This is a genomic window from Pseudomonas sp. NY15437 (genome assembly GCF_048068435.1).
In the GTDB taxonomy this organism is placed as follows: Bacteria; Pseudomonadota; Gammaproteobacteria; order Pseudomonadales; family Pseudomonadaceae; genus Pseudomonas; species Pseudomonas nitroreducens_B.
The window spans coordinates 688,588-707,927 of sequence record NZ_JBLUQC010000001.1 but is presented as its reverse complement, the minus strand read 5'-3'; the positions used below and the strand labels follow the sequence as shown (position 1 = coordinate 707,927).

The following is a 19,340-nucleotide window of genomic DNA, read 5'->3' as shown; positions in this document are numbered from 1 at the left end:
GGGACCGTCCTGGTGAGCGGAAAAAGACCAAGTGTATAAAAAGAAAAAGGGTAGCCAAGGCTACCCTTTTCCCATTTGTCGCTAAAGCCCGAGGGGCTTCGCGCCAGCTTAGCCGCCGTACTTCTTGCGAACCTGCTGGACCGTGCGCAGTTGCGCTGCGGCTTCGGCCAGGCGGGCTGCGGCGGAGCTGTAGTCGAACTCTGCACCTTTACCTTGCAGAGCCTTCTCAGCTTCCTTCAGTGCGGTCTGGGCAGCCGCTTCGTCGAGGTCACCTGCGCGAATCACGGTGTCGGCGAGAACCTTGACCATGTTCGGCTGTACTTCGAGGAAGCCACCGGAGATGTAGTACACCTCCTGCTCGCCACCCTGCTTCACCAGGCGGATCGGACCCGGCTTGAGCTCGGTGATCAGCGGCGCGTGGCCCGGAGCGATACCCAGATCGCCCAGGGAGCCGTGCGCTACGACCAGCTCGACCAGACCGGAGAAGATCTCCGCTTCGGCGCTGACGATGTCGCAGTGGACTGTAATAGCCATACCCTTGCCTCACGTAAGCGCCCGTTGCCGGGCGCACGGATTACAGCTTCTTCGCTTTCTCGATGGCTTCTTCGATGCCGCCGACCATGTAGAACGCCTGCTCGGGCAGGTGATCGTAGTCGCCGTTGAGGATGCCTTTGAAGCCAGCGATGGTGTCCTTCAGGGAGACGTATTTGCCCGGCGAGCCGGTGAATACTTCAGCCACGAAGAACGGCTGGGACAGGAAGCGCTGGATCTTACGAGCACGGGCCACCAGCAGCTTGTCGGCTTCGGACAGTTCGTCCATGCCGAGGATCGCGATGATGTCCTTCAGCTCCTTGTAGCGCTGCAGAACGTACTGCACGCCACGAGCGGTGTCGTAGTGATCCTGGCCGATGACCAGCGGGTCCAGCTGACGGGAAGTCGAGTCCAGCGGGTCGACGGCCGGGTAGATACCCAGCGAGGCGATGTCACGGGACAGTACGACGGTGGCGTCCAGGTGGGCGAAGGTGGTCGCCGGGCTCGGGTCGGTCAGGTCGTCCGCGGGAACGTAGACGGCCTGGATCGAGGTGATCGAGCCTTTCTTGGTGGAGGTGATGCGCTCTTGCAGAACGCCCATCTCTTCGGCCAGGGTCGGCTGGTAACCTACTGCCGAAGGCATACGGCCCAGCAGTGCGGATACTTCGGTACCGGCGAGGGTGTAACGGTAGATGTTGTCGATGAACAGCAGTACGTCACGGCCTTCGTCACGGAACTTCTCGGCCATGGTCAGGCCGGTCAGTGCAACGCGCAGACGGTTGCCCGGCGGCTCGTTCATCTGGCCGTAAACCAGGGCTACCTTGTCCAGTACGCCGGAATCCTTCATCTCGTGGTAGAAGTCGTTACCCTCACGAGTACGCTCACCCACGCCTGCGAACACAGAGTAACCGCTGTGCTCCATGGCGATGTTACGGATCAGTTCCATCATGTTCACGGTCTTGCCGACACCGGCACCACCGAACAGACCGACTTTACCGCCCTTGGCGAACGGGCAGACCAGGTCGATTACCTTGATGCCGGTTTCCAGCAGGTCGTTGCCGCCCGCCTGGTCAGCGTAGGACGGAGCGTCGCGGTGAATACCCCAGCGCTCTTCTTCGCCGATGGGGCCGGCTTCGTCGATCGGGTTGCCCAGCACGTCCATGATACGGCCCAGGGTCTTGGTGCCGACCGGGACGGAGATGGCTGCGCCGGTGCTTTCCACGTTCAGGCCACGCTTGAGGCCTTCGGTGGAACCCATCGCAATGGAACGAACCACGCCGTCGCCCAACTGCTGCTGAACTTCCAGGGTGGTTTCGACGCCCTGAACTTTCAGGGCCTCGTAGATGCTCGGCACGGCATCGCGCGGGAATTCCACGTCGATCACGGCGCCGATGATTTGAACGATACGTCCGCTACTCATGTCTGGTTCCTCTGAATTTTGAACCTGTTCTTACACCGCGGCAGCGCCGCCGACGATTTCCGAGATTTCCTGGGTGATCGCCGCCTGACGTGCCTTGTTGTAGATCAGTTGCAGACCACTGATCAGATCACCGGCGTTGTCGGTAGCGTTCTTCATTGCAATCATCCGGGCCGCCTGCTCACAGGCGTTGTTCTCAACCACGGCCTGGTACACCTGGGATTCCACGTAGCGCACCAGCAGACCGTCGAGGAGGGCCTTGGCGTCGGGTTCGTAGAGGTAGTCCCAGTGGTGCTTCAGCTCGGCATTGTCCTCGGCCACCAGCGGAATCAGCTGTTCCACGGTCGGCTTCTGGGTCATGGTGTTGACGAACTTGTTGGAAACCACGTACAGGCGATCGATACGACCTTCCAGGTAGGCATCCAGCATGACCTTGACGCTGCCGATCAGATCATTGATCGACGGCTCTTCGCCCAGGTGGCTGATAGCTGCAACCACGTTGCCGCCATAGCTCTTGAAGAAGGATGCACCCTTGGAGCCGATCACGCAGAGGTCGATCTCCGCGCCACGATCGCGCTGCCCGCTCATGTCCTTGACGAGCGCCTTGAACAGGTTGATGTTCAGGCCGCCGGCCAGGCCACGGTCGGAGCTCACCACGATGTAGCCGACGCGCTTTACTTCACGCTCGACCATGAACGGGTGACGGTATTCCGGGTTGGCGTTGGCCAGATGGCCGATCACCTGGCGAATGCGCTCCGCGTAGGGACGGCCGGCCGCCATGCGCATTTGTGCCTTGCGCATCTTGCTCACCGCCACCTTTTCCATGGCATTGGTGATTTTTTGCGTGCTTTTGATGCTCGCAATCTTGCTGCGAATCTCTTTTGCGCCTGCCATTTCACACCTATCGGTTTAGCAGGCGGGGGCCATTAACGACCCCCGCTGCGGCTTACCAGGTTTGGGTGGCCTTGAACTTCTCGATGCCGGCCTTGATGCCTGCGTCGATTTCGTCGTTGAAGTCACCCTTCTCGTTGATCTTCGCCAGCAGAGCGGCGTTCTCACGTTGGAAGTAGGCGATCAGCGCTTGTTCGAAGGCGCCCACCTTGGCGATCTCGACGTCCTGCAGGAAGCCACGCTCGGCGGCATACAGGGACAGCGACATCTCGGCGATGGACATCGGCGCGTATTGCTTCTGCTTCATCAGCTCGGTAACGCGCTGACCATGTTCCAGCTGCTTGCGGGTCGCGTCGTCCAGGTCCGAGGCGAACTGGGCGAAGGCCGCCAGTTCACGGTACTGGGCCAGCGCGGTACGGATGCCGCCGGACAGCTTCTTGATGATCTTGGTCTGAGCCGCGCCACCCACACGGGATACCGAGATACCGGCGTTGACGGCCGGACGGATACCCGAGTTGAACATGGCCGATTCCAGGAAGATCTGACCGTCGGTGATGGAGATCACGTTGGTCGGAACGAACGCGGAAACGTCGCCAGCCTGGGTTTCGATGATCGGCAGGGCGGTCAGGGAACCGGTCTTGCCTTTCACTTCGCCGTTGGTGAACTTCTCGACATACTCTTCGGAAACGCGGGAAGCGCGCTCCAGCAGACGGCTGTGGAGATAGAACACGTCGCCCGGGTAAGCTTCGCGGCCCGGCGGACGGCGCAGCAGCAGGGAGATCTGGCGGTAGGCTACGGCCTGCTTGGACAGGTCGTCGTACACGATCAGGGCGTCTTCACCGCGGTCGCGGAAGTATTCGCCCATGGTGCAACCGGAGTACGGAGCCAGGTATTGCAGAGCGGCGGATTCCGAAGCGCTGGCAACCACCACGATGGTGTTGGCCAGGGCGCCGTTTTCTTCCAGCTTGCGAACGACGTTGGCGATGGTCGATTGCTTCTGACCGATGGCAACGTAGACGCAGCGGATGCCGCTGTTCTTCTGGTTGATGATGGCGTCGATGGCCAGAGCGGTTTTACCGATCTGACGGTCACCGATGATCAGCTCGCGCTGGCCACGGCCAACCGGGATCATGGCGTCGACCGACTTGTAACCGGTCTGAACCGGCTGGTCTACCGACTTACGCCAGATCACGCCCGGTGCCACTTTCTCGACAGCGTCGGTCAGTTTGGCATCGATCGGGCCTTTGCCATCGATCGGGTTACCCAGAGCGTCGACAACGCGACCCAGCAGTTCCGGACCAACCGGGACTTCCAGGATGCGGCCGGTGCACTTGGCGTTCATGCCTTCTTTGAGGTCCTGGTATTCACCCAGTACCACAGCACCGACGGAGTCTTGCTCCAGGTTCAGCGCCATACCGTAGACGCCGCCCGGGAATTCGATCATCTCGCCGTACATGACGTCGGCCAGACCGAAGATGCGCACGATGCCATCGGAAACACTGACGATGGTGCCTTCGTTGCGCGCTTGCGAGGCGACGTCGAGTTTCTCGATGCGCCCCTTGATGATTTCACTAATTTCGGAAGGATTGAGTTGCTGCATGCCGCTGCCCCTTCAAACTCAAGATTTCAACGCTTCGGCCAGTTTCGCGATTTTGCCGCGCACCGAGCCATCGATTACCAAGTCACCGGCGCGGATCACCACGCCGCCGATCAGGCTCGCGTCTTCCGACGCATGAAGTCGCACTTCGCGACTGAGCCGGGCGCTGAGAGCCTTGGCGAGTTTGTCCTGCTGTTCCTGGTCCAGGGCGAAGGCACTGGTGACCTCGACCTCGACCAGCTTTTCCTGCTCGGCCTTGAGTTGCTCGAACATCACGAAGATGGTCGGCAGCAGGTCGAGCCGCTTGTTTTCAGCCACAGTCCGGACGAAGTTCTGGGCCGGAGCATTGAGCTTGTCGCCACACACGTCGATCAGCGCGTCAGCCTTGGCTGCCGCGGTCAGCTGGGGCTCTTTGAGCAGCTGGCGCACGGTGTCGTCCTGCGACACTGCAGCCAGCACACCCAGAGCAGCGGACCAATCGGCCAGTTGCTGATGAGCCTGGGCGTACTCGAAAGCCGCCTTCGCGTATGGACGAGCCAATGTGGTCAGTTCTGCCATATCGCCCTCTGCTTAGATCTCGGCGGCCAGTTGATCAACCAGCTGCTTTTGCGCGTTGGCATCGATCGAAGCACCCAGGATCTTCTCGGCGCCGGAGACAGCCAGGGCACCCACTTGGGCACGCAGGGCGTCTTTGACGCTGTTGAGTTCCTGTTCGATCTGGGCTTTGGCCTGAGCGATCATGCGATCACCTTCGGCACGGGCCTGATCACGGGCTTCGTCAACGATCTGGTTAGCGCTCTTCTTCGCCTGCTCGATGATTTCGGCTGCCTGAGCCTTGGCTTCGCGCAGTTGCGCGCCGGCTTTCTCGTGGGCCAGTTCCAGGTCACGAGCTGCGCGGTTGGCAGCGTCCAGGCCGTCGGCGATCTTCTTCTGACGCTCGTGCAGTGCCGCGATGACCGGCGGCCACACGAACTTCATGCAGAAGAGGACGAAGATGGCGAACGCGATGGCCTGGCCAATCAGAGTTGCATTAATGTTCACGCCAATACCTCGCTCGTTCGTTGTTCAGTCACAGATTTCCGCTGTCGGGAAATTAGTGGGCAACCTGAGCAATGAACGGGTTAGCGAAGGTGAAGAACAGAGCGATACCAACACCGATCATGGTCACGGCGTCGAGCAGACCAGCGACGATGAACATCTTGACCTGCAGCATCGGAACCATTTCCGGCTGGCGAGCAGCGCCTTCCAGGAACTTGCCGCCCAGCAGGCCGAAGCCGATGGCGGTACCCAGAGCGCCCAGACCGATCAGCAGAGCAACGGCGATAGCAGTGAGTCCAACTACAGTTTCCATTTTTCCTCCCGACTTTTTTGTCGTGTTGGTTAAAGGTGAAGCAAGTTAAGGTGGTGAAGCTCTTCTTTCACCCCCTCCCGTGAGGGAAGGGGCGTACAGAATCTGTGGATCAGTGGCTGTCTTCGTGGGCCATCGACAGGTAGACGATGGTCAGCATCATGAAGATGAAGGCCTGCAGGGTGATGATCAGGATGTGGAACACGGCCCACGCCCAGTTCAGCACGACGCCCATGCCGCCCAGCCAGAGGATGCCGGAACCGAACATCACGGCGATCAGGATGAAGATCAGCTCGCCGGCGTACATGTTGCCGAACAGACGCAGTGCCAGGGATACCGGCTTGGCGATCAGGGTCACGAACTCCAGCAGGAAGTTCACGGGGATCAGGATGATCTGAACCACCATGTTGCTGCTGTGGAACGGGTGCAGGGTCAGTTCGCCGAGGAAGCCGCCGATGCCCTTGACCTTGATGCTGTAGAAGATGATCAGCGCGAAGACCGCGATCGACATGCCGAAGGTGGCGTTCGGATCGGTGGTGGCCACGGCGCGGAAGAACAGGTGCTCGTTGCCGGTGACCGCCTGGGCCGCCAGCGGCAGGAAGTCCACGGGCACCAGGTCGATCAGGTTCATCAGGAAGATCCAGACGAACACGGTCAGCGCCAGCGGTGCGATGAGCGGATTACGGCCGTGGAAGGTGTCCTTCACGCTGCCGTCGACGAACTCCACGAGAACTTCGACGAAGTTCTGCAGGCCGCCAGGTTGACCGCTGGTGGCCTTCTTGGCTGCCATGCGGAAGATCAGGATGAACACCAGGCCGAGGAATACGGACCAGCCCAGGGTATCGACGTGGAATGCCCAGAAGCCCATTTCCTTGGCTTGTTCGGCGGTGTGGGCGAACCCCCAGGTACCATCAGGCAGACGACCCAGAGTCAGGTTCTGCAAGTGGTGCTGGATGTAACCCGAAGCGCTTTCTGCTGCCATGTTTGCCTCAATCGCTCTAAGGTCTTGTAAATGTGTTTCGCATCAGCAGGGGTGCAAACCAGCTGACCGCGAGGGTCAGCAGGTAGAGGCCGAACAGCGCCAGCGGCGCCAGGGGCTTCACACCTGCAAACGCCAGTGCGAAGAGCACTGCCGTCAAAATCAGTTTTCCCGCCTCACCGGCATAAAAGGACCGGACTATCAGCTGGGCAGAACGCGCGCCGCTGTAGCGGAACGCCTTGCGAGCAAAGTACAGATTCGGCAACCACGCAATCAGGCCCCCGAGCAATCCGGAATAGCCTGCGACCGATCCCCGTGCAAACCACAGGACTGCTGCACCGATAAGCAGCACCACCAGCTGGACGAGCAACAGGCGAAACGCCGGTTGACGATGGAAGGGCAAACGATTGGGCTTGCTGGGTTCCATCTCTAGCTCACAGTCCTCTGGTGTCGGCTCAGTAAATCAACAACTTGGCATACTTTGTGCCGACAAAATTGCGCGCAGAGTATAGGGGGCGCCGCATACCCGTTCAACCGTCAGGTAGTGATTTCCGACGACCCCCTACATAGCCTTTCGTATCAGCGTATGTGAGCGAGGACGCCCTGCAGCTCATCGAGGGAGTTGTAGCGGATCACCAACTGGCCCTTGCCTTTCTGACCGTGGCGAATCTGCACCGGAGCGCCCAGGCGCTCGGCCAGGCGCTGTTCGAGACGGCTGATGTCCGGGTCGGTCCTGACTGCTTTGACAGGTTCCTCGGGCGCGTTGAGCCACTGGCGCACTAGTGCTTCGGTCTGACGCACGGTGAAACCGCGTGCGACAACATGTCGCGCACCTTCCACCTGCCGATTCTCGGGCAAACCGAGCAGAGCGCGGGCATGGCCCATTTCCAGGTCGCCGTGGGACAGCAGGGTCTTGATCTCGTCCGGCAGGGCGATCAGGCGCAGCAGGTTGGCCACGGTGACGCGGGATTTGCCCACGGCGTCGGCGACCTGTTGCTGGGTCAGCTGGAATTCCTGCTGCAGACGCTGCAGCGCGGCAGCTTCCTCGATGGGGTTGAGGTCTTCGCGCTGGATGTTCTCGATCAGCGCCATGGCGATGGCGGCTTCGTCGGGCACTTCGCGGACCATGGCCGGGATCTTGTCCAGGCCGGCCTGCTGGCTGGCGCGCCAGCGGCGCTCACCGGCGATGATCTCGTAGCGGCCCTTGCCGATCGGGCGCACGACGATCGGCTGCATCACGCCCTGGGCCTTGATCGACTGGGCGAGCTCTTCCAGGGCCTGCGGATCCATGTCACGGCGGGGCTGGTACTTGCCGCGCTGGATCAGGTCCAGCGGCAGGTGTTGCAGCTCCTTGCTGTCCACCTGAACGGCTTCTTCCTGCAGCGTAGCGGCGCTGGAGCCACTGAGCAGGGCGTCCAGCCCGCGTCCGAGACCTCGTTTCTTGGCGGCCATGCGGGTTCCTTAATCTCTTAGGCGGGGGCGGTGGTGCGGGCGGTGCGCTGTCGGCGCACCAGCTCGCCGGCCAGCGCCAGGTAGGCGAGGGCACCGCGGGATTGCTTGTCATAGACCAGCGCCGGCATGCCGAAGCTGGGTGCCTCGGCCAATCGCACGTTGCGCGGGATCACGGTGGTGTAGAGCTTGTCGCCGAAGTGTTCCTGCAGCTGTGCGCTGACGTCGTTGGTCAGGCTGATGCGCGGGTCGTACATGGTGCGCAGCAGGCCTTCGATCTTCAGCGCCGGGTTCAGCCGCTCGGCGATGCGCTGGATGCTGTTCATCAGGTCGGTCAGGCCCTCGAGCGCGTAGTACTCGCACTGCATCGGGATGATCACCCCGTCCGAGGCGGACAAGGCGTTGACCGTCAGCATCGACAGCGACGGCGGGCAGTCGATGAGGATGAAGTCGTAGTTTTCGCGGATCGGCGCCAGCGCATGACGCAGGCGGTGTTCCTTCATGTCCATTTCCAGCAGCACCACTTCCGCCGCGGTGAGGTCGCGGTTGGCGGGCAGCAGCTGGTAGCCGCCGTGCTCGGAGAACTGCATGGCCTGGGCCAGGTCGCATTCGCCGGTGAGCACGTCGTAGATGGAATGGTCCAGGGACAACTTATCCACACCGCTGCCGGTGGTGGCGTTGCCCTGTGGATCGAGATCGATCAGCAGCACGCGTCGCTTGGTGGCGACCAGCGATGCCGCGAGGTTAATACAGGTCGTGGTCTTGCCGACGCCGCCCTTCTGGTTGGCGATCGCGAATACCTTAGCCATGGTTTTCCCCACTCCCCGTCATGCAGTGCGGCGCAGTATCAGCAGATGGCGCTGGCCTTGGCAACCCGGCACCGCCAGAGCACGTTCGGCTTCGACGCGGAAATCTTCCGGAAGTGCCGCGAGCTCGTCGCTGGGGTGGACGCCTTTCATGGCCAGCCAGTTGGTCTGGGTGTCGCCCAGGTGACGTGTCCAATTCGTGAAGTCTTCGAGGCTGCTGAAGGCCCGGGAGACGATGCCGTTGAACGCTTGCTCCGGCTGGAAGGCCTCCACCCGGCTGTGGATAACCTGCAGGTTGTCGAGCTTGAGTTCCAGCTTCACCTGGGTGAGGAAGCGGGTCTTCTTGCCGTTGCTGTCCAGCAGGGTCAGGGACTTGCCGGGAAACAGGATGGCCAGCGGGATACCGGGCATGCCGCCGCCGCTGCCGACGTCCAGCCAGCGATCGCCGCCGGCGTCGACGAACTGCGGGACGATGCTCAGGCTGTCGAGCAGGTGGCGCGAGACCATTTCATCCACATCGCGCACCGCGGTGAGGTTGTAGGCCTTGTTCCACTTGGCCAGCAGGGCCAGGTAATCCAGCAGCCGCTGCTGGGTGGCGGCGTCGATATCCAGGCCGAGCGTCTGGATGCCACGCGCGAGTTCTTCGGCGTGGCGGGCGGTGACCAGGGACATCAGGCGCTCTGCTCCAACTGTCGACCGGAGGAGCGTTTTTTCAGATGGATCAGCAACAGGGAGATGGCCGCCGGCGTCACGCCCGGGATGCGGCCGGCCTGACCGAGGGTTTCCGGCCGGGCGTTGCCCAGCTTGAGCTGGATCTCCTTGGACAGCCCGGAGATGGACTGGTAGTCGATATCCACAGGCAGGCGGGTGTCTTCGCTGGCCCGCAGGCGAGCGATCTCCTCCTGCTGGCGGTCGATGTAGCCGGCGTACTTGGTACGGATCTCCACCTGCTCGGCGACCTGCGGATCTTCAGCGCCAGCGCCGGTCACTTCGGCCAGGCTGACGTAGTCGATTTCCGGGCGGGCCAGCAGGTTGAGCAGGTTGTACTCGTGGGCCAGCGGCGTGCCGAAGCGCGCGGCGATGGCATCGCCCTGCGGGGTGTTGGGACGAACCCAGGTGCTTTTCAGGCGCTGTTCTTCCCGTTCGATGCCTTCGCGCTTGGCTTCGAACACGGCCCAGCGCTCGTCGTCGATCAGGCCGAGCTCGCGGCCCTTCTCGGTCAGGCGCAGGTCGGCGTTGTCCTCGCGCAGGATCAGCCGGTATTCGGCGCGCGAAGTGAACATGCGGTACGGCTCCTGGGTGCCGAGGGTGATCAGGTCGTCGACCAGCACACCGATGTACGCCTCGTCGCGGCGCGGGCACCAGCTGTCGCGACCCTGCGAACGCAGCGCGGCGTTGGTGCCGGCGAGCAGGCCCTGGGCGCCGGCTTCTTCGTAGCCGGTGGTGCCGTTGATCTGGCCGGCGAAGAACAGGCCGCCGATGACCTTGGTCTCCAGGCTGTACTTCAGGTCACGCGGGTCGAAGTAGTCGTACTCGATGGCGTAGCCGGGGCGAACGATGTGGGCGTTCTCCATGCCGCGGATCGAGCGGACGATGTCCAACTGCACATCGAAGGGCAGCGAGGTGGAGATGCCGTTCGGGTACAGCTCATGGGTGGTCAGGCCTTCGGGTTCCAGGAAGACCTGATGGCTGTCCTTGTCGGCGAAGCGATGGATCTTGTCTTCGATGGACGGGCAGTAGCGCGGGCCGACCCCTTCGATCACACCCGAATACATGGGCGAGCGATCGAGGTTGGACGCGATGATCTCGTGCGTCCGCGCATTGGTGTGGGTGATCCAGCAACTGACCTGGCGCGGATGCATGTCCTTGTTGCCCAGGAAGGACATTACCGGGATCGGCGTGTCGCCGGGCTGCTCGGTCATCACGCTGAAATCGACACTGCGGCCGTCGATCCGTGGCGGTGTGCCGGTCTTCAGGCGGCCGACACGCAGCGGCAGTTCACGCAGGCGGCGAGCCAGGGCGATCGAGGGCGGATCACCGGCACGGCCGCCGGAGTAGTTCTCCAGGCCGATGTGGATAAGTCCGCCGAGGAAGGTGCCGGCGGTCAGTACGACGTTATCGGCGTGGAATTTCAGGCCCATCTGGGTCACTACGCCGCGCACCTGATCCTGTTCGACGATCAGGTCATCGCAGGCTTGCTGGAATATCCACAGATTCGCCTGGTTCTCCAGGATCTCGCGCACGGCGGCCTTGTAGAGAACGCGGTCTGCCTGAGCGCGCGTTGCGCGCACTGCCGGGCCCTTGCGGCTGTTCAACACGCGGAACTGGATGCCGCCTTTATCGGTGGCCAGTGCCATGGCACCGCCCAGCGCATCGATTTCCTTTACCAGATGGCTTTTGCCGATCCCACCGATGGCGGGGTTGCAGCTCATCTGGCCAAGGGTTTCCACATTGTGGGTGAGCAGCAGCGTCTTCACGCCCATGCGTGCAGCCGCTAGCGCGGCCTCTGTGCCGGCATGGCCGCCGCCGATCACGATCACGTCAAAACGGGAAGGGAAATCCACCACGCACCTCGTGCCTGTTGATCAAGAAGAAAGAAGAGAGCCGGACAGTATAGGGGTTAAGGGCTTTCGATTGAAGGCACCTGAACAAAAAATAGCCAGTGGGCGTGGTGGGCCTCTATAGAAAATAAAAAGAGAGGAATTTTTTAAATCTTTTTAGAGCTTGTGTTTATGTATGGTGAAGCCGTTTTCTGTGGATAACCATCTACAGGCCTGATGCAGGCTGCGTTTCAGCGCCTAACAACCCTGTGTCGATGCTGTACGGTGACGGGGGATCGCCCGTGTTCAGCTTGTGGATGAAAGCCTATGTTATCAACAGGCGTATTTATCTACCGGCTGGGACAAGGTTTGCTAACCCATCTGTACGTGAGTTTTCCACAGGGTTCAGGGAGGCCTGTGGAATGCCGCTCCGATGCGCTGTATCCGCCGGATATCGGGGCTTCTGGGTAATCTACGGCTGTGGACAGATGGGAATCATGGGAAAGCCGGGCAGCCGCGAGCGCGGTGACGGAGCGACGCCGTCACCGGTGGGAAAAAACAGCGCTGTGGATTACTTGCCGATGCAGAAGCTGGAGAAGATACGGCCCAGCAGATCATCCGGCGTGAAGGCGCCGGTGATCTCGCCCAACGCTTGCTGGGCCTGACGCAGGTCTTCGGCCAGCAGCTCGCCTGCGCCGCTCAGGGTGAGCTGCGCGCGGCCGTGCTCGAGGCTGTCGCCCGCCTGACGGAGCGCTTCCAGATGACGCCGTCGCGCGCTGAAGCTGCTCTCGGCGGTCTGTTCGAAGCCCATGCAGGCCTTGAGGTGCTCGCGCAGCAGGTCCAGCCCCTTGCCGGAACGCGCGGACAGGGTAATGGTGACGTGGCCGTCGCTGCTCTCTTCGAGCGCGATACTCTCTGTGGATAAATCCGCCTTGTTGCGGATCAGCGTGACGTGCGCCGGGTCAGGGCGGCTGTCGAGAAATTCCGGCCACAGCGCAAAGGGATCGCTGGCCTCCGGCGCGGTGGAATCCACCACCAGGAGCACCCGGTCGGCTTCGCTGATCGCTTTCAGGGCGCGTTCCACGCCGATCTTTTCCACATGGTCATCGGTGCTGCGCAGGCCGGCGGTGTCGGTGATGTGCAGCGGCATGCCGTCGATGTGGATATGTTCGCGCAGCACGTCGCGCGTGGTGCCGGCGATATCGGTGACGATGGCGGCTTCCCGGCCCGCCAGGGCGTTCAGCAGGCTGGATTTGCCGGCGTTGGGGCGCCCGGCGATGACTACCGTCATGCCGTCGCGCAGCAGCGCGCCCTGGCCCGCTTCGCGCAGTACCGACGCGAGCTCGGCGCGCACCGCGTCCAGTTGCGACAGGACATGGCCATCGGCGAGGAAGTCGATTTCCTCCTCAGGAAAGTCGATCGCCGCTTCGACGTACATGCGTAGCCCGATCAACTGGTCGGTGAGACGGTGGACGCGGCGGGAGAATTCGCCTTGCAGCGAGCGCACGGCGTTACGTGCCGCCTGTGCCGAGCTGGCCTCGATCAGGTCGGCGATGGCTTCGGCCTGGGCCAGGTCGAGCTTGTCATTGAGGAACGCGCGCTCGCTGAACTCGCCGGGGCGGGCCTGGCGGGCGCCCAGCTCCAGGCAGCGTTGCAGCAGCATGTCCATCACCACCGGGCCGCCGTGGCCCTGCAGCTCGAGCACGTCTTCGCCGGTAAAGGAGTTCGGGCCGGGGAAGTACAGCAGCAGGCCTTCATCGATGACATCGCCGTCATCGGCGTGGAACGGCCCGTAGTGGGCGTAGCGTGGTTGTGGCTCGCGGCCGCTCAGGGTGATGGCCATGGCACGGGCACGTGGACCGGAGACGCGGACAATGCCCACACCGCCACGGCCCTGGGCGGTAGCGACGGCGGCGATGGTTTCACGGGCTGCATTCATGTCGGCGGTCTCGCGGTTGGGTGTCGTGGCGTGCGCAGGGCAAGGTTATCCACATAGCAAAACGCCCCACGAGGGGGCGTCTTGTCGATCGGTGTCGGGCTGCGATGTCAGGCGGAAGCCTTCTTCGCTGCACCTTCGATCCGACGGGTAATGTACCACTGCTGGGCAATGGACAGGCAGTTGTTCACCACCCAGTACAGGACCAGACCGGCCGGGAACCACAGGAAGAAGAAGGTGAAGATGATCGGCATCAGCTTCATCACCTTGGCCTGCATGGGGTCCGGCGGCGTCGGGTTGAGCATCTGCTGGACCAGCATGGTGGCGCCCATGATGATCGGCAGGATGAAGAACGGATCCTTCACTGACAGGTCGACGATCCAGCCCAGCCACGGGGCCTGGCGCATCTCGACGCTTTCCAGCAGCACCCAGTAGAGGGAGAGGAAGACCGGCATCTGCACCAGGATTGGCAGGCAGCCGCCCAGCGGATTGATCTTCTCCTTCTTGTACAGCTCCATCATCGCCTGGGACATCTTCTGGCGATCGTCGCCATGCTGTTCCTTCAGGGCTGCCAGTTTCGGCGACACGGCGCGCATGCGGGCCATGGAGCGGTAGCTGGCGGCGGACAGCGGGAAGAAGGCCAGTTTGATGACGATGGTCAGGAAGATGATCGACCAGCCCCAGTTACCAACCAGGTTGTGGATATGTTGCAGCAGCCAGAAGATCGGCTGGGCGATGAACCACAGCGGGCCGTAGTCCACGGTCAGTTCCAGACCCGGGGACAGTTCCTTCAGGTACGCCTGCAGTTTCGGGCCGGCGTAGAGGGTCATGCTGGTTTCGCCCTTGGCGCCCGGCGCAACGCTCAGGTTCGGGCCGGTGTAGCCGACGATGTAGTTGCCCTGGGCGTCCTTGCGGGTCATCACGCTGTGGGTATCGCCCTTGGCGGGAACCCAGGCGGTGACGAAGTAGTGCTGCAGCCAGGCTACCCAGCCACCCTGGACGGTTTCCTTGAACTGCTCCTTGTCCATGTCCTTCATGGACACTTTCACGTAGGGCTTTTCAGGGGTCCAGACCGCGGCGCCGAGGTAGGTTGATACGCCGGTGGCGGTGGTGGAGGACGGGTCGACGCTCGCGTCACGCTTGAGCTGGGCGAACAGCGAGGCGTTCCACGGTTTGTCGCTCTGGTTGTCGATCAGGTAGGTCACGCCAACCTGATAGGCATTGGGGTTGATGCACTCGAGCTTCTTCTGCGCCTTTTCCTTCTCGGTGCAATCGTTTTTCAGACCGCGGTGGAAGGTGAAACGCTTGATGTAGCTGACGCCGTCCTGTGCATAAGTCAGGTCGACGGTCATCTGGTCCTGGCCGTCGGCCAGTTCGTACACCGGCTTGGCCGATGCGTACAGCGGGCGACCGCTGGCAGCGGCGTCCGGGCCATTGGCGCCGGTCAGGCCGCTCTGGGCCAGATAGGTGCGCTGGTTGTCGCGCTCGAACAGCGGGAACGGTACGTCCGGGCGGTCCTGGCGCAGCGGGTACTGGGTCAGGCCGAGCTTGATCACGTCGCCGCCGCGCGGGTCGATGGTCAGGTCAAGGACATCGGTCTTCACGCGGATCAGCTGTTCGCTGGCTGCCGCCGGCTTCTGCTCGGTGGGCAGGCTGGCCTGGGCGTTCTGCGTGGTGGGTACGTCGGCATTGGCCGCGTTGCCGGCAGGCACGGAAGTGTCCGGCAGGCCTTCAGTCTGGTTGAAGGTCGCGGTCTGCGCCGGCAGTTCGGGCTGGCCGTAGTCCTTGTTCCACTGGAGGACCAGCGCATAGGACACGATTGCCAGGGCGACGAATAGGATTGAACGTTTGATGTCCATGGTTACTCGGCCGTCGGGGAAGGGGCGGGCTTGGAAGGATCTGGCGGTACCGGGTCGTAGCCACCGGGATGCCAGGGGTGGCAGCGGCCGAGGCGACGAGCGGCCAGCCAGCCACCACGCAGGAAGCCATGGGTTTCGATGGCTTCCTGCGCGTAGCAGGAACAGCTGGGGTAGAAACGACAGTGCCTGCCCATCATGGGACTGATGGCGTAGCGGTAAAACTGGATCAGTAGCAGGGCCAGTCTACGCATGGGAACTGTCGGCCACTCCCGGAGATTCTGTCGAAGGTTCCGGGCTGGGCCGATTGCGCAACAGACGCTTCCAGAGCTTGCCGAACTGCTGGTGCAGTTCTTCATTCTCCAGATCGCCAAGACCTTTTCGCGCAATCACCACGATATCCAGGCCGGCCAGCTTCTGCTGGTGATGGCGGAAGGATTCGCGGAGAAGGCGTTTGAGGCGGTTGCGCTCGACGGCGAGCTTGACGTTCTTCTTGCCGATCACCAGGCCCAGGCGGGGGTGATCGAGACCGTTTTCGCGCGCCAGCAGCAGGATGTGCTTGCCGGGAACCTTGGAGGTGGGGGAGTCGAAGACTGCGGTGAATTGCCGGGCTGTCAGAAGACGTTTATCCCGGCTGAAATCTCGACTCACCACCTGTGTCAGACAAATCAGACGGTCAGACGCTTGCGGCCCTTGGCGCGGCGACGCGACAGAACCTGACGACCGTTCTTGGTGGCCATGCGAGCGCGGAAGCCGTGAACGCGAGCGCGCTTGAGGGTGCTGGGTTGGAAAGTACGTTTCATGATTCGGTACCTGGGTTGACGACATGAGGTCGCAGTGACCCCGTTTAAAGAGACCGGCGATTCTAGTGAAATCAGCCGGTCAGGTCAATTTCCAACCAACCGCGGATACAAAATCTATAGAAAGGAAGGAAATCTCTTTTTCTAAAGATTGAAGCGATGATTATGTTTATCCAGGCGGTTGCCTGTGCATAAGTTGCCCCAGGGCTAGGGGCAACAGGCGCGGGGGAAATGATAACCCTGTCCGGAAGGCGTGAGTGTCTTGTGCGGAGGCGGTTGGAAAGCTGGGTATGGAAAGCGGTTTTTTCCACAGGGATTTTTTCCACAGAACGATCAACCGGCCCATCCCCTGCCCCATAAAGTGGTTATCCACAAGGTTCACGGCGCTCCTACCCGACCGCCGGTAAAATCATTAACACCTTGATTTTCCTTGCATCCCGGCACGCTTAACTGTGGATAAGTTGGTCCGGCGAAGCTACAATAGCCGCCTGTTTCGCTTTGCGACTTCTTTTGGGGGATATCCGTGTCCGTGGAACTTTGGCAGCAGTGCGTGGAGCTTCTGCGCGACGAGCTGCCGTCCCAGCAATTCAATACCTGGATCCGACCGTTGCAGGTGGAGTCCGAGGGTGAAGAGCTGCGCGTCTACGCACCCAACCGCTTCGTACTCGACTGGGTCAACGAGAAGTACATGGGGCGCCTGCTCGAGCTGTTGGGCGAGCGTGGCAGTGGTCAGATTCCGGCGATCTCGCTGCTGATCGGCAGCCGCCGCAGCCGTACGCCGCGCCCGGCCCTGGTACCGACGCCGCAGGTCACCGTCCAGGCGGCTCCGGTTGCCGCCGCGCCGGCACCGATCGCCGCGCCGGCGCCTGTCGCGCAGGCCCTGCCCGAGCCGCAGCCGATCCAGGCGGCGCCCGTGCAGACCCTTGCCGATCTCGATGAGTCCAGCCCGGGCATCGACCCGCTGGCCGCGGCGATGCCCGCGGCAGCAGTGCGCACCGAGCGTAACGTGCAGGTGGAAGGTGCGCTCAAGCACACCAGCTACCTCAACCGCACCTTCACCTTCGAGAACTTCGTCGAGGGTAAGTCCAACCAGTTGGCCCGCGCGGCCGCCTGGCAGGTGGCTGACAACCTCAAGCACGGCTACAACCCGCTCTTCCTTTATGGTGGTGTCGGCCTGGGTAAGACCCACCTGATGCATGCTGTGGGTAACCATCTGCTGAAGAAGAACCCGAACGCCAAGGTCGTGTACCTGCATTCGGAGCGTTTCGTCGCGGACATGGTGAAGGCCCTGCAGCTGAATGCCATCAACGAATTCAAGCGTTTCTACCGCTCGGTGGACGCGCTGCTGATCGACGACATCCAGTTCTTCGCCCGCAAGGAGCGCTCGCAGGAAGAATTCTTCCATACCTTCAACGCCCTTCTCGAAGGCGGCCAGCAGGTCATCCTGACCAGTGACCGCTACCCGAAGGAAATCGAAGGACTGGAAGAGCGCCTGAAGTCGCGCTTCGGCTGGGGCCTGACGGTGGCCGTGGAGCCGCCGGAACTGGAAACCCGCGTGGCGATCCTGATGAAGAAGGCCGAGCAGGCCAAGGTCGAACTGCCGCACGATGCTGCGTTCTTCATTGCCCAGCGCATCCGCTCCAACGTGCGTGAACTGGAAGGTGCGCTCAAGCGCGTGATCGCCCACTCGCACTTCATGGGACGGCCGATCACCATCGAGCTGATCCGCGAGTCGCTGAAGGATCTGCTGGCCCTGCAGGACAAGCTGGTCAGCATCGACAACATCCAGCGCACCGTCGCCGAGTACTACAAGATCAAGATCGCCGACCTGCTGTCCAAGCGCCGTTCGCGCTCGGTGGCTCGTCCGCGTCAGGTCGCCATGGCACTGTCCAAGGAACTGACCAACCACAGCCTGCCGGAAATCGGCGTGGCCTTCGGCGGTCGGGATCACACCACGGTGCTGCACGCCTGTCGTAAGATCGCTCAACTCAAGGAATCCGACGCGGATATCCGCGAGGACTACAAGAACCTGCTGCGTACTCTGACCACCTGACGCAGCCTCACGAGGCAAGGGACTAGACCATGCATTTCACTATTCAACGCGAAGCTCTGTTGAAACCCCTGCAGCTGGTCGCTGGCGTCGTCGAGCGCCGCCAGACGCTGCCGGTTCTTTCCAACGTCCTGCTGGTCGTCGAAGGTCAGCAGCTGTCGCTGACCGGCACCGACCTCGAAGTCGAGCTGGTGGGACGCGTCACGCTGGAAGATGCTGCCGAGCCGGGCGAAATCACCGTACCCGCGCGCAAGCTGATGGACATCTGCAAGAGCCTGCCCAGCGATGCCGTGATCGATATCCGCGTCGACGAGCAGAAGCTCCTGGTGAAAGCCGGCCGTAGCCGCTTCACCCTGTCCACCCTGCCGGCCAACGACTTCCCCACTGTGGAAGAAGGCCCGGGCTCGCTGACCTTCAGCCTGGTGCAGAGCAAGCTGCGTCGCCTGATCGACCGCACCAGCTTCGCCATGGCGCAGCAGGATGTCCGCTACTACCTGAACGGCATGTTGCTCGAAGTGGGCGGCGGCACGCTGCGCGCCGTGGCTACCGACGGCCACCGCCTGGCCATGTGCTCGCTGAGCAACGGCGTGCCGGAAGCACAGGATCGCCACCAAGTGATCGTGCCGCGCAAAGGCATCCTCGAACTGGCGCGCCTGCTGACCGAGCAGGACGGCGAGGTGTCCATCGTACTTGGCCAGCATCACATTCGCGCCACCACGGGCGAGTTCACCTTCACCTCCAAGCTGGTGGACGGCAAGTTCCCGGATTACGAGCGCGTGCTGCCCAAGGGCGGTGACAAACTGGTGCTGGGCGATCGCCAGGTGCTGCGCGAAGCCTTCAGCCGTACCGCGATTCTGTCGAACGAAAAGTACCGCGGCATTCGCCTGCAACTGACCAGCGGCCTCCTGAAGATCCAGGCAAACAACCCGGAGCAGGAAGAAGCGGAAGAAGAAGTGCAGGTCGACTACAACGGCGGCAGCCTGGAAATCGGCTTCAATGTCAGCTATCTGCTGGACGTCCTGGGCGTCATGGGTACCGAGCAGGTCCGCATGATTCTCTCCGACTCCAACAGCAGTGCGTTGCTGCAGGAAGCGGACAACGACGATTCCGCCTACGTCGTCATGCCGATGCGCCTCTGAC

The 19,340-nt window shown here is 62.1% G+C and carries 20 protein-coding genes; 2 read left to right on the top strand and 18 right to left on the bottom strand.

Annotated features, from left to right (window positions below; translation table 11 throughout):
- Positions 1-108: 108 nt before the first annotated feature.
- The 18 genes from ACNFIA_RS03325 to rpmH form a co-directional block, all read right to left on the bottom strand.
- A complete protein-coding gene (locus ACNFIA_RS03325; protein ID WP_017518837.1) occupies positions 109-534 on the bottom strand; it encodes a F0F1 ATP synthase subunit epsilon in 426 nt (141 codons plus the stop codon).
- A gap of 40 nt (positions 535-574) precedes the next feature.
- Positions 575-1,951 (bottom strand): F0F1 ATP synthase subunit beta, encoded by a 1,377-nt coding sequence (atpD, locus tag ACNFIA_RS03320; protein WP_017518838.1) that lies wholly within the window; start codon positions 1,949-1,951, stop codon positions 575-577.
- Positions 1,952-1,981: 30 nt separating this feature from the next.
- The gene (gene atpG, locus ACNFIA_RS03315; RefSeq protein WP_017518839.1) at positions 1,982-2,842 is read right to left on the bottom strand and encodes a F0F1 ATP synthase subunit gamma; all 861 of its coding nucleotides are present in this window, start codon (positions 2,840-2,842) and stop codon (positions 1,982-1,984) included.
- 52 nt (positions 2,843-2,894) lie between these two features.
- Positions 2,895-4,439 (bottom strand): F0F1 ATP synthase subunit alpha, encoded by a 1,545-nt coding sequence (atpA, locus tag ACNFIA_RS03310; RefSeq protein ID WP_017518840.1) that lies wholly within the window; start codon positions 4,437-4,439, stop codon positions 2,895-2,897.
- 18 nt (positions 4,440-4,457) lie between these two features.
- Complete coding sequence (locus ACNFIA_RS03305) at positions 4,458-4,994, bottom strand: F0F1 ATP synthase subunit delta (protein WP_152227812.1); 537 nt, start codon at positions 4,992-4,994, stop codon at positions 4,458-4,460.
- A 12-nt stretch (positions 4,995-5,006) separates the two neighbouring features.
- Positions 5,007-5,477: a F0F1 ATP synthase subunit B gene (locus tag ACNFIA_RS03300; protein WP_259758287.1), complete on the bottom strand. Its 471-nt coding sequence runs from the start codon at positions 5,475-5,477 to the stop codon at positions 5,007-5,009.
- A 52-nt stretch (positions 5,478-5,529) separates the two neighbouring features.
- Positions 5,530-5,787: a F0F1 ATP synthase subunit C gene (gene atpE / locus ACNFIA_RS03295; protein WP_043256731.1), complete on the bottom strand. Its 258-nt coding sequence runs from the start codon at positions 5,785-5,787 to the stop codon at positions 5,530-5,532.
- A gap of 109 nt (positions 5,788-5,896) precedes the next feature.
- Positions 5,897-6,766, bottom strand: coding sequence for a F0F1 ATP synthase subunit A (gene atpB / locus ACNFIA_RS03290; protein WP_259758288.1), 870 nt, complete (start codon positions 6,764-6,766; stop codon positions 5,897-5,899).
- 16 nt (positions 6,767-6,782) lie between these two features.
- On the bottom strand, positions 6,783-7,190 hold the full coding sequence (locus ACNFIA_RS03285; protein WP_259758289.1) for a F0F1 ATP synthase subunit I: 408 nt from the start codon (positions 7,188-7,190) through the stop codon (positions 6,783-6,785).
- 152 nt (positions 7,191-7,342) lie between these two features.
- Positions 7,343-8,215: a ParB/RepB/Spo0J family partition protein gene (locus ACNFIA_RS03280; protein WP_259758290.1), complete on the bottom strand. Its 873-nt coding sequence runs from the start codon at positions 8,213-8,215 to the stop codon at positions 7,343-7,345.
- Between the two features lie 17 nt (positions 8,216-8,232).
- Positions 8,233-9,021, bottom strand: coding sequence for a ParA family protein (locus ACNFIA_RS03275; protein WP_259758291.1), 789 nt, complete (start codon positions 9,019-9,021; stop codon positions 8,233-8,235).
- 18 nt (positions 9,022-9,039) lie between these two features.
- Complete coding sequence (rsmG, locus tag ACNFIA_RS03270; protein ID WP_416782857.1) at positions 9,040-9,690, bottom strand: 16S rRNA (guanine(527)-N(7))-methyltransferase RsmG; 651 nt, start codon at positions 9,688-9,690, stop codon at positions 9,040-9,042.
- Complete coding sequence (mnmG, locus tag ACNFIA_RS03265; protein ID WP_259758293.1) at positions 9,690-11,582, bottom strand: tRNA uridine-5-carboxymethylaminomethyl(34) synthesis enzyme MnmG; 1,893 nt, start codon at positions 11,580-11,582, stop codon at positions 9,690-9,692. The genes rsmG and mnmG overlap by 1 nt, the downstream gene beginning before the upstream one ends.
- Before the next feature lie 547 nt (positions 11,583-12,129).
- Positions 12,130-13,497 carry a tRNA uridine-5-carboxymethylaminomethyl(34) synthesis GTPase MnmE gene (mnmE, locus tag ACNFIA_RS03260; protein ID WP_416782856.1) on the bottom strand — a complete coding sequence of 456 codons (1,368 nt, stop codon included), beginning with the start codon at positions 13,495-13,497 and terminating at the stop codon, positions 12,130-12,132.
- Between the two features lie 107 nt (positions 13,498-13,604).
- The gene (gene yidC, locus ACNFIA_RS03255) at positions 13,605-15,353 is read right to left on the bottom strand and encodes a membrane protein insertase YidC (RefSeq protein WP_416782855.1); all 1,749 of its coding nucleotides are present in this window, start codon (positions 15,351-15,353) and stop codon (positions 13,605-13,607) included.
- 2 nt (positions 15,354-15,355) lie between these two features.
- Positions 15,356-15,604: a membrane protein insertion efficiency factor YidD gene (yidD, locus tag ACNFIA_RS03250; RefSeq protein WP_416782854.1), complete on the bottom strand. Its 249-nt coding sequence runs from the start codon at positions 15,602-15,604 to the stop codon at positions 15,356-15,358.
- On the bottom strand, positions 15,597-16,004 hold the full coding sequence (gene rnpA, locus ACNFIA_RS03245) for a ribonuclease P protein component (RefSeq protein WP_081518987.1): 408 nt from the start codon (positions 16,002-16,004) through the stop codon (positions 15,597-15,599). Before rnpA ends, yidD begins: the two co-directional genes overlap by 8 nt.
- 14 nt (positions 16,005-16,018) lie before the next feature.
- Complete coding sequence (rpmH, locus tag ACNFIA_RS03240) at positions 16,019-16,153, bottom strand: 50S ribosomal protein L34 (protein ID WP_003100258.1); 135 nt, start codon at positions 16,151-16,153, stop codon at positions 16,019-16,021.
- Between the two features lie 520 nt (positions 16,154-16,673).
- Between rpmH and dnaA the strand changes: the two genes are divergently transcribed.
- Together dnaA and dnaN are read left to right on the top strand one after the other, a co-directional pair.
- On the top strand, positions 16,674-18,203 hold the full coding sequence (gene dnaA / locus ACNFIA_RS03235) for a chromosomal replication initiator protein DnaA (protein WP_259758297.1): 1,530 nt from the start codon (positions 16,674-16,676) through the stop codon (positions 18,201-18,203).
- Positions 18,204-18,232: 29 nt separating this feature from the next.
- Entirely contained in the window at positions 18,233-19,339 is a 1,107-nt protein-coding gene (gene dnaN, locus ACNFIA_RS03230) for a DNA polymerase III subunit beta (protein ID WP_259758298.1), read from the top strand.
- Position 19,340 lies beyond the last annotated feature (1 nt).